The following is a 14911-nucleotide window of genomic DNA, read 5'->3' as shown; positions in this document are numbered from 1 at the left end:
ACACTTTTTATATGGTTATGTGCATTATAATACTTCGGCAGGGCAACAAAACGAAGGTGTAGGTCAATAGTGTAATTAATTAAAGCAAGATAATACCCCTTTCGGATCAAGCTTCGAGCCGATAGCCAGCCATGAAAAAGCGAATTGTTGTACTGGACTGGTTCTCTTTGAAGAAATCCATCACCATTTCTTTATCCAGCCCGTAACGACGCGTCAGGATCCCTGCTTCCCACGCACTGAGTTGCCGATCGCCCGTTCTTTCAAACATCCGATGTGAAAAGCCCAGCACGAAGCCGCGCTTATAGTCAGCACAAAAATTCGCCACCGTCTGTGCGCTGTCCGCACTTGATGCATTTAATCCGGCCATCAAGCCCTTACCAAAATGGTTGTCCATGCATAACCTCCAATCGCTATATAATAAATTATATAGCGATTTTTTAAGCAAAGACCAGAGGTTTCACGCACTTTTTTGTGCCAGATTAAAAGGCCACCCATTCATCCGTTTTAGATGTTTTAGGCGCTGCGCTTTCTTCGGCGGGTAAAACGGTATTGGTTGAGGCATGCTGCGCGTCGCTTGCGGAAAGCCGAAACTGTTGAACCGCACGTTGTAGATCCTCGGTTTGCCGCTCCAGGGCCACTGCTGCCGCTGACACCTGTTCTACCAGCGCGGCGTTCTGTTGGGTCACGCTGTCCATTTGCGTGATAGCCACGCTCACTTGCGAGATCCCTTTATTCTGCTCTTCAGAGGCGGAAGCGATTTGTTTCATAATCGCCGTCACTTCTGTCGCACCACGCAGAATAGCGTCCATCGTCAATCCGGTTTCCTTGACCAGACGCGCCCCCTGATCGACACGACGCGCCGATTCACCAATCAATGTCTCAATCTCTTTCGCCGCTCCTGCGCTGCGGCTGGCAAGATTACGCACCTCACCGGCAACCACGGCAAAACCACGCCCCTGCTCACCCGCTCTGGCAGCTTCCACTGCCGCGTTAAGCGCCAGAATGTTGGTCTGGAAAGCAATGCTATTAATAACTGAGGTAATTTCGGCGATCTGTTTAGAGCTGGCTGCAATCCCGTCCATGGTATCGACCACTTGCGAAACCAGCGTGCTGCCTTTGCCTGCCGTTTCTGATGCCGTATCGGCAAGCTGGCTGGCCTCGCGCGCATTTTCAGCGTTCAGTTTTACCGTGGCGGTGAGCTGCTCCATGCTGGCTGCGGTCTCTTCCAACGCCGCGGCCTGCTCTTCAGTACGCGAAGAGAGATCGTTATTACCGCTGGAAATCTCCGTCGCACCGCGCCAGATGTTGTCACTACCAGAGCGAATCGTACTCACGGCTTCGCGCAGGCTGTCCTGCATCGCGCTGAGCAATGGCACCAACTGACCCACGCAGTTACGGCCAAATTCTTCAATCGGGTGGCTGAGGTCGCCGTGGGCAATCTGGCGGAACTGCTGGCGAATGCGCGCCAGCGGCTTCACCATTGTTGATACAAGGTAGCGGTCGGTAAAGATAAGGATGGCGATACCGAGAATAACGGCGGTGATAATTAACGTGCGGATAATTGACGTTTTGCCATCAACCATAATTCGTGTCGCATCCAGCCGCTCACCTGCCGTGGTGTTAAAACGTTCGGCACTGGCACCAAATTCACGGCTCAGCGCAGGCGTAACGGTACTGGCATGCTCCGCAAAGGCCGTAAGCGTGCCCTGCTGCGCCAGCTGCATTTGCGGGATTACGCCGTTGTCCAGCAGCGCTTGCCACTTGGTCAGCACCGCTGCGGCAATTTCAGGATCCATCGGCCCCGGAGAAAGCGTTTTCATCTGCTGGAGCTTTTTACTCATACCCTCCAGCGATTGTTGCGCCGGGCCAAAGTCTGGCGTTCCACCGCCAATTTTGACATCCATGGCACGACTTAAGCGGGTTACGAAGCGAAAGTACTGATCGTTACCCTGACTGAGGACCGTCATCTGCTGCACGAGATGACGGTCAATATCATTTCCTTCTGATATTTTGGATAACGAATGGAGACTGAATAACCCCACGCCCGACCAGAGCAGGCAAAATAGTCCCAGTATTGCCAGCATGACAATACGAATAGTGAAGTTTTTCAGCAAACGCATAGTAGTTTCCTTGCCGTAGATGAGGATTTCGCCATCAGGCGAGACTTATCCTTGTTATCGGCAGGTCACGAAGAAGATATAATGCGTTCTTTATTTTTTTACTTTTTTAAGTGCGTCTGATAACCCTTCAGGTTATAACGATATGAATGCTAATGAAATTAGATAGCATTATTATTCAGATATTAAATCTAACGCATTAAACAATATTTTGTTTTCTAACGTAAATATTTATCAAACCATGAGATAGTGCGCTCCCAGGCTAAATCAGCAGCGGCTTTATCATAACGAGGAGTTGAATCATTGTGAAAACCATGATTAACACCGGGATAGATATACGCCTCAAACACTTTCTTATTGACCTTGAGCGCGGTTTCATACGCCGGCCACCCTTCATTAATGCGTGTATCTAATGCCGCATAGTGCAGTAATAAAGGCGCTTTTATTTTAGGGACATCTGACGCGGGAACCTGACGCCCATAAAAAGGCACCGCGCAGGCCAGTTCAGGAAAAGCGACGGCTGCGGCATTCGAAACACCACCACCGTAGCAAAAGCCGGTAATACCAACCTTTCCCGTCGCATCGGGATAACGCTGCATATAGTCAATTGCGGCAAAAAAATCGTTCATTAACTTTACCGGATCAACCTGCTGCTGCAGCTCCCGGCCTTTATCATCATTACCCGGATAACCGCCAACCGAACTTAAGCCATCCGGCGCGAGCGCCAGGTATCCCGCTTTTGCCACCCGCCGCGCGACATCCTCAATATAGGGGTTCAACCCACGATTCTCGTGCACGACAACCACAGCGGGAATTTTGCCCATCACCTTTGCCGGCTTTACCAGATAACCGCGCACATCACCATGGCCATCAGGTGATGGGTAGGTTATGTACTCCGCCAGAATATCGGGATCGGTAAATTCCACCTGCGTTGCCAGGGCGTAGTTAGGCTTTAACAGATTAAATAACGCCAGCGCCGTCATGCCGCCGACGGCATATTTGGCCGCCAGGTTGAGAAATTCCCGTTTCGATATTTTGCCATGCGCGTAATAGTCGTAGTAATCGAGCAACTCTTGCGGAAAGTCTTTCGCAGTTAAACGCGACATCGCCCCACTCCTGAATGATGTTTTTTTAAGCAAAGCACAGCGACCTGTTTTTGCCCAGTTTTTCATCCCAATGTGACTTATGAGCAGGATAATCATCGCGAAACAGCTAGAATAGAAACGTCGTTTCGAAATTCACCTGCATTAAGGAGATCTCATGGCCTGGTTTGCCAATCCTGAACGTTACAAGCAGATGCTCTATCGCTACTGTGGTCGCAGCGGTTTGCGCTTACCCGCACTGTCGCTGGGTTTATGGCACAGTTTTGGACACGTTCAAGCACTGGATTCACAGCGTGCCCTGCTGCGCAAAGCGTTTGATTTAGGCATCACGCATTTCGATTTAGCCAATAACTACGGGCCGCCGCCGGGCGGCGCTGAAGAGAACTTTGGCCGATTACTGCGTGAGGATTTCGCGCAGTACCGTGACGAGTTAATCATCTCCACCAAAGCAGGCTACGACATGTGGCCGGGGCCGTACGGTTCTGGCGGTTCGCGCAAGTATCTGCTCGCCAGCCTCGACCAGAGCCTGCAACGTATGGGGCTTGATTACGTCGATATTTTCTATTCTCACCGCGTTGACGAAAGTACGCCAATGGAAGAGACCGCCGCAGCGCTGGCCCACGCCGTGCAAAGTGGCAAAGCCCTGTATGTCGGCATTTCATCCTATTCCCCGGAACGCACGCAAAAAATGGCCGAACTGCTGCGGGAATGGAAAATTCCGCTGTTGATCCATCAACCATCCTACAACCTGCTTAACCGTTGGGTCGACAGCAGTGGCCTGCTGGATACACTGGACTCGAACGGCATTGGCTGTATCGCCTTTACCCCGCTGGCGCAAGGATTGCTGACAGGGAAATACCTGAACGGTATTCCGGAAGGATCGCGCATGCAACGTGAAGGGAAAAAAGCCCGTGGCCTGACGGAAAATATGCTGACAGAAGAGAATATTAGCAGCCTGCGCCTGCTTAACGACATGGCGCAGCGTCGCGGACAGTCGATGGCGCAAATGGCGTTAAGCTGGTTACTCAAAGATAACCGCGTGACGTCAGTATTAATCGGCGCCAGCCGCCCCGAGCAGCTGGAAGAAAACGTTCAGGCGCTGAATAACCTGACGTTCAGCGCCGAAGAACTGACGCAGATTGATAAACACGTCACCGACGGCAAACTCAATTTGTGGCAGGCCTCATCAGACAAGTAGCTGTTTGAACAGTGTACCGGGACGATGTTGTCGGACCCGGTTTTAATCGTTTCATGTGTGTCAGTTCAGAGACGAAATGACACACCTCAAACCTCTTCCACGTTAATCGGCGGACGCTTGAACTCCGGCCAGACCAGCGCAACGAGTGCAGGATAGGCTTCCAGACTGAACTCCCTGAAGCATTGACGTAAATTGAGCACGTCCAGATCGGCATGCGGGACTTTCTCTCCGCTCAGGCAGCGTTTTTTGATGTTGTCATAATATTTGTAGACCGCCGAGTTAAGATCGCTGCAGCGACGCTGCGCATCAAATAACCCCGGCGTTTCATTTAACTCCATCATGGTCATCCGCTTTATTGTCGAGTGGATAAAATCGATATATTCATGATTAACGCGCCAATACCATACCGGGGTAATCGAATTCATCAGTGCTGAAAAATGATCTTCCCCCTCTTCTTTGCTCAGTGTTTCCAGTTTGGGAGCAGAGGCAAGCCCTTCATTAGCTCGATTTTTATTTGCACCGCGCATGAGCAAAAGAACCCCGCAGGTAAGCAATAGCAGGGTAATAACAGAATAAAATATACTGTTCATATACAGGCTCCATTTTTTTTGATTTTAAAATTACCCCATGCTATTGTCAACGTAGCCTGTCTTATTAAAAAAACTCACCACACTGGCAGCAAAGGATATTTCAACATGCTTCCCGAGCATCTTGTTCCCTCTCGTTTTCATTTATCCACGTCCCCGGACAATACTGACACCGCAGAAAACAGTGAAAATTTGACTCAGGGAACGATAACCTTAAGTGATTACGAGGCGGATATTTTAATTAGTGCCTCCGCCACCGGCCAGGCGCGAAACATGCTATTTGAAGAGTGCGACCGCCATTTAAAAGAGCGCCTTTTTCGCGCAGCAAAAATTGAATCGTTCACCCGCCTGCTAAATTCTTTACAAGCAGAAGGTGACATTAATGCACAAGAATTAAGTAAAATTTTGGCTAAAAACACCGCATTAATAAATGAGCAGGGCAATAAAATTTGGCTTAATTTAATTACGCGTGAAACCAGCGCTCCCATTTTTTATTCTCTGGAAGAGAAATAAAATGAAAGATGTTGAGGATAACAACGTTTATTTGGCTTTAGACACCCACAAAAGCGATGAATTTGTCTTAAAGCAGAATCTGGATATCTTGATTGCCAATAAGAACGCCACGCTGGAAAGCGTGGCCCAGGAGATGGTATCAATACCCGCCGCGCTGGTACGCATGAAGTGGCAAAATCGCCGTGAAGTTTATACCCTGCAGGCTAAAGAAGAGATCTACGGTGCTGCTATTGAGACTATCATTACCCAGCAGCCAGAGCTGCGGGACAAAATCATGGCCCGTCTGGAAAGCATCTATCAGCATATACTCGCGCGAGAAACCGCCACACTGCGCCTGACGCGTAAGCTATCAGAAGGTAGCTATGCAGCGACCAGAGTCACCACCGTCGCGCTGGATGAGACGAAATAAGGGAGTGGGGAAAGAGTCAGAAACAGGAGGCCGGGTAAGGTGAAAACCCTCACCCGGCAACAGGGATTACTTCGCTTTCACGGTCTCTTCACCGACCAAACCAATTTTCAGGAAACCTGCCTGGTGCAGCGTATCCATCACTTTCATCATGGTTTCATAGTCGACGGTTTTATCGGCGCGGAAGAAGATAGTGGTGTCTTTCTTGCCTTCCGTCAGCGCGTTTAGCGCGTTAATCATGGTTTCATCGGTCACCTGCTCGTTGCCGATAAACATGGTGTTATCCGCCTTCACTGACAGGTAAACTGGCTTTTCCGGGCGCGGTTGCGGCGTGCTGGTCGATGCGGGGAGATTCACCTTCACATCCACCGTTGCCAGCGGCGCGGCCACCATAAAGATGATCAACAACACCAACATAACATCGATAAACGGCGTCACGTTGATGTCGTGCATTTCACCGTTATCGTCCAGGTTTTCGTTAAAGCTCATTGCCATGGAACATTATCCTACACGTAATTTCTGCGCAGCGCGTACCGGATGTGCCGCAGCGCTTGCGCTCAGGTCCAGATCGCGACTTTGCAGCAACAGCACCTGTGCAGCGACATCACCCAACATCGCTTTATAGCTGCCAATCTGACGGGCGAAGATGTTGTAGATTACAACCGCAGGAATGGCCGCAACCAAGCCAATCGCGGTGGCTAACAGCGCTTCTGCAATCCCGGGCGCAACCACGGCCAGGTTAGTCGTTTGAGTTTGTGCAATACCGATGAAGCTATTCATAATGCCCCATACCGTACCGAACAGACCCACAAATGGGGAGATGGCCCCGATGGTTGCCAGGTATCCATTACCACGGCCCATATGACGGCCTACAGCTGCGACACGACGTTCCAGGCGGAACCCGGTACGCTCTTTAATCCCTTCGTTGTCATCACTGCCTTCTGACAGTTCAAGCTCGTTCTGCGCTTCGTTAATTAACAGTGCGCCCAGGCTTTTGGTATCGAATCCAGCGGCAATTTCACTGGCCTGATCTAAAGAGCGGGCTTCAGCCAGCTGTTGCTGTTCGCGCTTAAGGCGGCGCTTCTGCGTAAAGAACTCAAGGCTCTTACTAAAGAAGATAGCCCAGGTGACCACGGACGCCAAAATCAGCCCAATCATCACGCACTTAACCACAATATCGGCGTGCTGATACATACCCCAGACGGAAAGGTCCGTCTGCATCAAATTATTACCCACTCTGTATCTCCAGGACGCAAATCACAAAATCTGAGCGTAATGATATCAAAACGACGTCGAATTGATAGTCGTTCTCATTACTATTTACATAGTGCCGCACCTTTGGTTTCTTTTCCTTGCGCTTACGCAGTAAAAAAGTCAGCAGACACATTTTGGGACTATTTTCTACTTTATGACCCTTCTGCAGGATGCGTCACTCTGGATTCATGCTAGTTTAGACATCCAGACGTATAAAAATAGGCAAACCAACATGGCAGACAAGCATCTTGAGACCAAACTCGTTCATGCAGGACGCAGTAAAAAGTACACGCTAGGCTCGGTAAATAGCGTGATCCAGCGCGCCTCTTCGCTGGTGTTTGACACCGTGGAAGCCAAAAAACAGGCCGCGCACAACCGCGCAAATGGCGCGCTTTTCTACGGACGTCGCGGAACCCTGACGCATTTCTCCCTGCAGGAAGCCATGTGCGAGCTGGAAGGCGGCGCGGGATGTGCCCTGTTTCCCTGCGGCGCAGCAGCCGTTGCCAACACGATTCTGGCTTTTGTTGAACAAGGCGACCACGTGCTGATGACCAACACGGCCTATGAACCCAGCCAGGATTTTTGCACCAGGATCCTCGGCAAGCTCGGCGTGAGCACCGGCTGGTTCGATCCATTGGTGGGCGCCGATATTGTGAAGCACATTCAACCCAATACCAAAGTGGTATTTCTGGAATCTCCCGGCTCCGTCACCATGGAAGTGCATGATGTTCCGGCGATTGTAGCCGCCGTCAGAAGGATAGCGCCGGACGCTATCATCATGATCGATAACACCTGGGCTGCCGGGGTGCTGTTCAACGCGCTGGATTTTGGAATCGACATCTCAATTCAGGCCGGGACCAAATATCTGATTGGCCACTCCGACGCGATGGTCGGTACAGCGGTGTCGAATGCCCGCTGCTGGGATCAACTACGCGAAAACGCCTATTTAATGGGGCAAATGCTGGACGCAGATACCGCCTATATGACCAGCCGCGGTCTACGTACGCTGAGCGTTCGCCTGCGTCAACATCACGAAAGCAGCCTCAAAGTTGCAGAGTGGCTGGCCAATCATCCCCAGGTTGCCCGCGTCAATCACCCGGCGCTTCCTGGCAGCAAAGGGCACGAATTCTGGAAACGTGATTTTACCGGGAGCAGCGGACTGTTCTCGTTTGTATTGAATAAGAAGCTGAATAATGAAGAGCTGTCGGCATATCTGGATCACTTCAATCTGTTCAGCATGGCCTACTCCTGGGGCGGCTTTGAATCACTGATTCTGGCTAATCAGCCCGAACACATTGCCGCAATCCGCCCTGAAGGCAAAGTGGACTTCAGCGGAACGCTCATCCGTTTACACATCGGTTTAGAGAACGTTGACGATCTGATTGCGGATTTAGCCGCCGGATTCGCCCGAATCGAGTAACATTGCCATAGTTGGACATATATGCAGACACTTCCGGTGGAAAAGTCTGCAATTGTTGCGTCCGGGATCAAGGCATCCCGGACAATTCAGGAGTACAATCCACGCATAAACGCTGTTCCACAGGAAAGTCCATGGTAGTCATTCAAGATATTATCTCTGCGCTCTGGCAACACGATTTTGCCGCGCTGGCAGATCCGCACGTTGTAAGCGTGGTGTACTTCGTGATGTTTGCCACGCTGTTTTTAGAAAATGGCCTGCTGCCTGCTTCCTTTTTACCCGGAGACAGCCTGCTGTTACTCGCCGGGGCGCTGATCGCGCAGGACGTGATGAGCTTTATCCCGACGATTGCTATTCTGACGGCAGCGGCCAGTCTGGGCTGTTGGCTGAGCTATATTCAGGGACGCTGGCTGGGTAACACGCGAACGGTGAAAAGCTGGCTGGCGCAATTGCCTGAAAAATATCATCAGCGCGCCACCTGTATGTTTGACCAACATGGCCTGATGGCGCTGCTCGCCGGACGCTTCCTGGCATTTGTTCGCACCCTTTTGCCTACAATGGCGGGAATTTCAGGCCTGCCCAACCGCCGGTTCCAGTTCTTTAACTGGCTGAGCGGTCTGCTGTGGGTCACCGTCGTCACCAGCTTTGGCTATGCGCTGAGCATGATCCCGTTCGTAAAACGCCATGAAGATCAGGTGATGACCTTCCTGATGATCCTGCCCCTCGCTCTGCTAACCGCAGGCCTGTTAGGCACCTTGTTCGTGGTAATTAAAAAAAAATGCTGTAGCGCCTGAGTAACACCGTTAGCCGGACGGCATTTCGCCTCGCCGGCTAACGACCAATCAACTGCCCTGCATCATCCGAATTCTGGCCGCATCTTCTCCCGGCGTCACGCCAAAGTACCGTTTGAACTCCCGACTAAACTGCGAAGCGCTTTCATAGCCGACCCGCATTGCCGCCGCGCTGGCCTTCATGCCGTCGTGGATGATCATCATCCGCGCCTTATGCAGGCGATAACTTTTCAGGTACTGCAGCGGCGAGGTGCTGGTCACCGATTTGAAATTATGATGAAACGCCGACACGCTCATATTGGCCTCTGCTGCCAGTTGTTCGACGTTGAGGTTCTCGGTGTACTTGTTTTCAATCCGCTTCAATACGCGACTAATCAAACTGAAATGCGTCTGGCGACTGACCAGCGCGAGCAATGCGCCACCTCGCGGGCCTGTCAGCACATGGTAGAGGATCTCACGGATGATCTGTTTGCCCAGAATGCGTGCGTCCAGCGGGCGCTCCATCACATCCAGTAAACGCTCAGCCGCGCAAAGAATCTCATCAGAAAGCGTGGCAGAGTTAATCCCACTCGCCGCCATTGAGGGCTGGAACAGTTCATCTTCACCAATGTCCATCAGTAGCTCCTGCAATTGCAGGATATCGACATTCAGGCGCATACCGGCCAGTGGAACCTCCGGTGTCGCATACGTTTCACATTCAAAGGGTAAAGGTACGGTGAGCAGCAGATATTCGTTGGCGTCATAACGAAATACGCGCTCATTGATATAACCAATTTTATGACCCGAAAAGAGAAATATGATGCCAGGCTGATACATTACCGGTGTACGCGCCGCCGGCTCAGTGCCGTGCAGCAGACGAACATCCGGCAACAACTCACTGAGTTCATTTTCATTGTTTTTCAGCTGTTTAATTTTATCTGTCAGCAGAAGGCAGATCTCATCACGGTTCATAGAGCACCATTTCGCCATTGGATTGCAACACCCATAGTGTGCGCATTTTTATCCTTTTTCTCCAGCAGTCTGTAGAAATAGGCAAGACATTGGCAGAAATGAGCATTGAGAGGAACGTCTCTGACGACCACAATGTTCACCATCAGGCAGACACTCGCCTGCCCTCTTTTTTACCCACATAAGGGAACGAGCAATGAACAACTTTAATCTCCATACCCCAACCCGCATTCTGTTTGGTAAAGGTGCTATCGCTGAACTGCGCGACCAAATCCCTCAGGACGCTCGCGTGCTGATTACCTACGGCGGCGGCAGCGTGAAAAAAACAGGCGTTCTGGCACAGGTTCAGGATGCGCTGAAAGGCCTGGACGTGCTGGAGTTTGGCGGTATTGAGCCGAACCCGTCTTATGAAACGCTGATGAACGCAGTAAAAATCGTGCGTGATGAGAAAGTGACGTTCCTGCTGGCAGTCGGCGGCGGATCTGTTCTCGACGGCACAAAATTCATCGCCGCAGCAGCCCATTACGCTGACGGCGTCGATCCATGGCGCATCCTGGAAACTCGCGGTAACGACGTAAAAAGCGCCGTGCCAATGGGCTCCGTATTAACCCTGCCAGCTACCGGTTCTGAATCTAACTCCGGCGCGGTAATTTCGCGTAAAACCACCGGCGATAAGCTGGCCTTTATGACTCCGTTTGTGCAGCCGGTTTTTGCCGTGCTGGATCCAGTGTACACCTACACGCTGCCACCGCGTCAGGTAGCAAACGGTGTGGTGGACGCGTTCGTTCATACCGTTGAGCAATATGTGACCTATCCGGTAGACGGAAAAATTCAGGACCGCTTTGCCGAAGGTATTCTGCTCACATTGGTCGAAGATGGCCCGAAAGCATTGCAGGAGCCGGAAAACTACAACGTGCGTGCGAACGTCATGTGGGCAGCGACCCAGGCACTGAACGGTTTGATTGGCGCGGGCGTACCGCAGGATTGGGCCACCCATATGCTGGGCCACGAACTGACCGCAATGCATGGTCTGGATCATGCCCAAACGCTGGCCATCGTTCTGCCTGCACTGTGGAATGAAAAACGCGACACCAAGCGCGCCAAACTGCTGCAATACGCAGAGCGCATCTGGAATATCACCGAAGGAAGCGATGACCAGCGCATCGACGCCGCCATCGCCGCTACCCGCGCGTTCTTCGAACAAATGGGCGTTCCCACTCGCCTGTCTGACTACGGCCTGGACGGCAGCTCCATCCCGGCGCTGCTGGAAAAACTGGAAGCACACGGTGGTACGAAACTGGGCGAACATCAGGACATTACGCTCGACGTCAGCCGCCGGATTTACGAAGCGGCACGCTAAGGTTTTTTAACCTCCGACTTTCGTTTTTGGGTATTTATACCAGGCTTAAGTCACACAAACCTCACCGGGGCTTGCCCCGGTGAACTCAATTTACACCCAATCATTCAGGATGTATCGAGGCGGCAATTGAGTGAATCCTCAGGAACGTACATAAGTACGTGACTGGGGTAAACGAAAGCAGCCAACAAAGAGGCAGCTTGAAGGATTGCGTGTAGGGGGGAATTATGACCAGTCCTACCATTATCAAACTACAGGATGGTAACGTCATGCCGCAACTGGGCCTGGGGGTCTGGAAGGCAAGTAATGAGGAAGTCATCACCGCCATTCATAAAGCGCTGGAAGTGGGTTATCGCTCTATCGATACCGCTGCCGCGTACAAAAATGAAGAAGGTGTCGGTAAAGCCATACGTGACTCGGGACTTCCTCGGGAAGCGTTATTCATCACCACTAAACTGTGGAATGACGATCAGAAACGTCCCCGCGAAGCGTTGCTCGAAAGCATGGAGAAGCTCCAGCTCGATTACCTCGATCTTTATCTCATGCACTGGCCTGTGCCGGCGATCGACCATTACGTTGAAGCATGGGAAAACATGATCGACCTGCAAAAACAGGGACTCATCAAAAGCATCGGCGTGTGCAACTTCCAGATCAATCATCTCCAGCGCCTGATGGATGAAACGGGCGTTGCGCCGGTCATTAACCAAATCGAGCTTCACCCGCTACTGCAACAACGGCAGCTTCATGCCTGGAATGCCACGCATAAAATCCAGACCGAGTCCTGGAGCCCGCTGGCACAAGGCGGTAAAGACGTATTTGATCAAAAGGTAGTTCGCGACCTCGCCGAAAAATACGGTAAATCACCGGCGCAAATTGTCATTCGCTGGCACCTGGATAGCGGCCTGGTGGTGATCCCGAAATCGGTCACGCCCTCGCGCATCGCGGAGAACTTTGACGTCTGGGACTTCCGTCTGGACAAAGATGAACTAGGCGAAATGGCCAAACTCGATCAGAGCAAACGTCTGGGACCGGACCCGGACCAGTTCGGCGGCTAATCCCTTCTCTCCAGCCCGGCATCTTCGTCGGGCTCTTCTCGTATGGAAATATCAAGAAACACTTCACTTACCTTTATTGATGTATTTATTGCAGTCACTGGAGCAGCATTAGTACTTATAACCTACTAATTATTAACTAAATATATTCATTTCATGAATGTATTCACAGTATCTATAGGTGTATACCCGTGGCTGAGAAAAAACCTCAGGGCGTCAAATGGCTCCCATTAATTCTAATAATTTTGATTTCTGCCGGGCTCTGGCAGCTTACTCCACCAACGGGGTTAAGCGCTTCCGCCTGGCATTCGGCGATCATCTTCGTTGCCACTATCGCCTCTATCGTGGCAAAAGTTCTGCCCATTGGCGCGGTCGGTATTATTGGTATAACTGTCTTTGCGCTCGCCTACGCTGCCGGAGATAAAACCGCCAGCGGAGCGATTACCACCGCACTGAGTGAACTGAACAGTTCGCTTATCTGGCTTATCGTCGTCGCCTTTATGATTGCCCGCGGGTTTATCAAAACCGGCCTCGGTCGACGCATTGCCCTACAGATGATCCGCCTGCTCGGCAAGCGTACGCTCGGACTCGCCTACGGCCTGGCGTTTGCCGACCTGATCCTCTCCCCTGCAATGCCCAGTAATACGGCGCGATGTGGCGGCGTCATCTATCCGATTGCCGACTCGCTGGCGCGCAGTTTTCATTCCAATCCGGAAGATGAATCGCGCAGCAAAATCGGCACCTTCCTCATTACGTGTATCGGCAATGTGAACGACGTCACCGCCGCACTGTTTATGACCGGCTATACCGGCAACCTTCTGGCGGTAAAACTGGCGGCAAACGCCGGAGTCACGCTGACATGGGGAAGTTGGTTTATGGCAGCACTGTTGCCTTGCATGGTCTCTTTGCTGCTGGTTCCGCTGCTGGTGTACTGGCTGGTGCGCCCGGAAATCAAACACACACCGGACGCCCCAAATCTGGCGCGGAAAGAACTGGCGGAAATGGGTCGCATGTCTCGCGGTGAATGGCTGATGCTGGGAACCGTCGGCGTCCTGCTGGTGCTGTGGATTTTTGGCGATACGCTAGGCGTTGATGCCACTACAGCTTCGTTTGTCGGGCTCTCTATTTTACTGCTTAGCGGCGTTCTGAGCTGGGAAGACGTCAAAAGCGAGAAAGGGGCATGGGACACGCTAATTTGGTTTGCCGCGCTGCTGATGATGGCGAACCAGTTGAAGAAACTGGGTTTCACCACCTGGTTTGGCAATCTGATTGGCGATAGCCTCAGCAGCACCATGAGCGGGACCAGTTGGGTGGTCGTCCTGCTGCTGCTTAACGCCGCCTACTTCTACACCCACTACTTTTTTGCCAGCGGAAATGCGCAGATTGCCGCACTCTACGCCGTATTCCTTGGCGTCGGCCTGCATCTGAATATCCCGGCAGCCCCGACCGCATTAATGCTGGCCTTCACCAGTAGCCTGTACTGCTCTCTCACCCAGTACACGCATGCGCGCGGCCCGATCCTGTTTGGCGCAGGGTATGTGCCGACGGGGGTCTGGTGGCGAACGGGATTTGTCGTCAGCCTATTTAACCAGGCTGTCTTTATTACCGTGGGCCTGATGTGGTGGAAGGTGTTAGGTCTGTACTAAACTCACGGTGCCCTGACGAAATGTCTTATCCACGGAGAAAAGGAATGACCTGTATTTTCTGTCAAATTGTTGAAGGCAAAGCGCCCTGCCATAAGGTCTGGGAGGATGAGCATCACCTGGCTTTTCTGTCTATTTTCCCGAACACCGATGGTTTTACCGTGGTGATCCCGAAAAAGCATTACCCCAGCTATGCCTTCGATATGCCGCCGCAGGCGCTGGCGGACCTGATGCTGGCGACCCAAAAAGTGGCGAAAAAACTGGATAACGCGTTCCCGGACGTCAGCCGTACGGGGATGTTCTTCGAAGGTTTTGGCGTGGATCACGTGCACAGTAAACTCAGCCCCATGCACGGCACGGGCGATCTGACACACTGGAAACCGATTGAATCACGGCAGAATAAATTTTTTGAACAATATGAAGGGTATTTGTCGTCACACGACCACGAGCGGGCAGACGATGAAAAGCTGGCCGCATTAGCGGCCAGAATTCGTGAAGCATAACACATCAATATCATTGCCGGAT

Annotated in this window: 16 protein-coding genes; 9 read left to right on the top strand and 7 right to left on the bottom strand. The window is 51.8% G+C overall.

Features of this window, described 5'->3' with window-relative positions; genetic code table 11:
• Nucleotides 1-106: 106 nt before the first annotated feature.
• The 3 genes from JQ822_RS09165 to yghX all read right to left on the bottom strand — a co-directional run bounded on the left by JQ822_RS09165 (nt 107) and on the right by yghX (nt 3223).
• Nucleotides 107-394, bottom strand: coding sequence for a DUF2623 family protein (locus tag JQ822_RS09165; protein ID WP_213133208.1), 288 nt, complete (start codon nt 392-394; stop codon nt 107-109).
• Nucleotides 395-479: 85 nt separating this feature from the next.
• Complete coding sequence (locus JQ822_RS09160; RefSeq protein ID WP_213133207.1) at nt 480-2120, bottom strand: methyl-accepting chemotaxis protein; 1641 nt, start codon at nt 2118-2120, stop codon at nt 480-482.
• Nucleotides 2121-2335: 215 nt separating this feature from the next.
• Nucleotides 2336-3223, bottom strand: a complete 888-nt coding sequence (gene yghX, locus JQ822_RS09155; RefSeq protein ID WP_213133542.1) for a YghX family hydrolase — start codon at nt 3221-3223, stop codon at nt 2336-2338.
• Between the two features lie 154 nt (nt 3224-3377).
• On the opposite strand from yghX, the gene JQ822_RS09150 reads away from it, so the two are divergent.
• Nucleotides 3378-4418, top strand: a complete 1041-nt coding sequence (locus tag JQ822_RS09150; protein WP_213133206.1) for an aldo/keto reductase — start codon at nt 3378-3380, stop codon at nt 4416-4418.
• A gap of 86 nt (nt 4419-4504) precedes the next feature.
• On the opposite strand, the gene JQ822_RS09145 is transcribed toward JQ822_RS09150, so the two are convergent.
• A complete protein-coding gene (locus JQ822_RS09145; RefSeq protein WP_213133205.1) occupies nt 4505-5008 on the bottom strand; it encodes an ESA_00282 family adhesion-associated protein in 504 nt (167 codons plus the stop codon).
• A 105-nt stretch (nt 5009-5113) separates the two neighbouring features.
• On the opposite strand from JQ822_RS09145, the gene JQ822_RS09140 reads away from it, so the two are divergent.
• Both JQ822_RS09140 and JQ822_RS09135 read left to right on the top strand, forming a co-directional pair.
• Complete coding sequence (locus tag JQ822_RS09140; RefSeq protein WP_213133541.1) at nt 5114-5518, top strand: hypothetical protein; 405 nt, start codon at nt 5114-5116, stop codon at nt 5516-5518.
• Nucleotide 5519: 1 nt separating this feature from the next.
• On the top strand, nt 5520-5927 hold the full coding sequence (locus JQ822_RS09135; RefSeq protein WP_213133204.1) for a cytoplasmic protein: 408 nt from the start codon (nt 5520-5522) through the stop codon (nt 5925-5927).
• 66 nt (nt 5928-5993) lie between these two features.
• Here JQ822_RS09135 and exbD read toward each other — a convergent pair whose 3' ends face one another.
• Nucleotides 5994-6419, bottom strand: a complete 426-nt coding sequence (exbD, locus tag JQ822_RS09130) for a TonB system transport protein ExbD (protein WP_135324336.1) — start codon at nt 6417-6419, stop codon at nt 5994-5996.
• 6 nt (nt 6420-6425) lie between these two features.
• Complete coding sequence (gene exbB, locus JQ822_RS09125) at nt 6426-7160, bottom strand: tol-pal system-associated acyl-CoA thioesterase (RefSeq protein ID WP_135324335.1); 735 nt, start codon at nt 7158-7160, stop codon at nt 6426-6428.
• Nucleotides 7161-7410: 250 nt separating this feature from the next.
• On the opposite strand from exbB, the gene metC reads away from it, so the two are divergent.
• Both metC and yghB read left to right on the top strand, forming a co-directional pair.
• Entirely contained in the window at nt 7411-8598 is a 1188-nt protein-coding gene (metC, locus tag JQ822_RS09120; RefSeq protein ID WP_213133203.1) for a cystathionine beta-lyase, read from the top strand.
• 131 nt (nt 8599-8729) lie between these two features.
• The gene (gene yghB / locus JQ822_RS09115; RefSeq protein ID WP_096755667.1) at nt 8730-9389 is read left to right on the top strand and encodes a DedA family general envelope maintenance protein YghB; all 660 of its coding nucleotides are present in this window, start codon (nt 8730-8732) and stop codon (nt 9387-9389) included.
• A 48-nt stretch (nt 9390-9437) separates the two neighbouring features.
• Here yghB and JQ822_RS09110 read toward each other — a convergent pair whose 3' ends face one another.
• Nucleotides 9438-10337 (bottom strand): AraC family transcriptional regulator, encoded by a 900-nt coding sequence (locus JQ822_RS09110; protein ID WP_213133202.1) that lies wholly within the window; start codon nt 10335-10337, stop codon nt 9438-9440.
• 193 nt (nt 10338-10530) lie between these two features.
• Between JQ822_RS09110 and yqhD the strand changes: the two genes are divergently transcribed.
• The 4 genes from yqhD to JQ822_RS09090 all read left to right on the top strand — a co-directional run bounded on the left by yqhD (nt 10531) and on the right by JQ822_RS09090 (nt 14889).
• Nucleotides 10531-11694, top strand: coding sequence for an alcohol dehydrogenase (gene yqhD, locus JQ822_RS09105; RefSeq protein ID WP_213133201.1), 1164 nt, complete (start codon nt 10531-10533; stop codon nt 11692-11694).
• 224 nt (nt 11695-11918) lie between these two features.
• Complete coding sequence (gene dkgA, locus JQ822_RS09100; RefSeq protein ID WP_213133200.1) at nt 11919-12746, top strand: 2,5-didehydrogluconate reductase DkgA; 828 nt, start codon at nt 11919-11921, stop codon at nt 12744-12746.
• Between the two features lie 188 nt (nt 12747-12934).
• On the top strand, nt 12935-14389 hold the full coding sequence (locus JQ822_RS09095) for a DASS family sodium-coupled anion symporter (protein ID WP_213133199.1): 1455 nt from the start codon (nt 12935-12937) through the stop codon (nt 14387-14389).
• Between the two features lie 44 nt (nt 14390-14433).
• Nucleotides 14434-14889 (top strand): HIT family protein, encoded by a 456-nt coding sequence (locus JQ822_RS09090; RefSeq protein ID WP_165406985.1) that lies wholly within the window; start codon nt 14434-14436, stop codon nt 14887-14889.
• Nucleotides 14890-14911 lie beyond the last annotated feature (22 nt).

This window comes from Citrobacter sp. FP75, assembly GCF_018342065.1.
GTDB lineage: Bacteria > Pseudomonadota > Gammaproteobacteria > Enterobacterales > Enterobacteriaceae > Citrobacter.
This window is presented reverse-complemented; position numbering and strand designations above follow the sequence as displayed.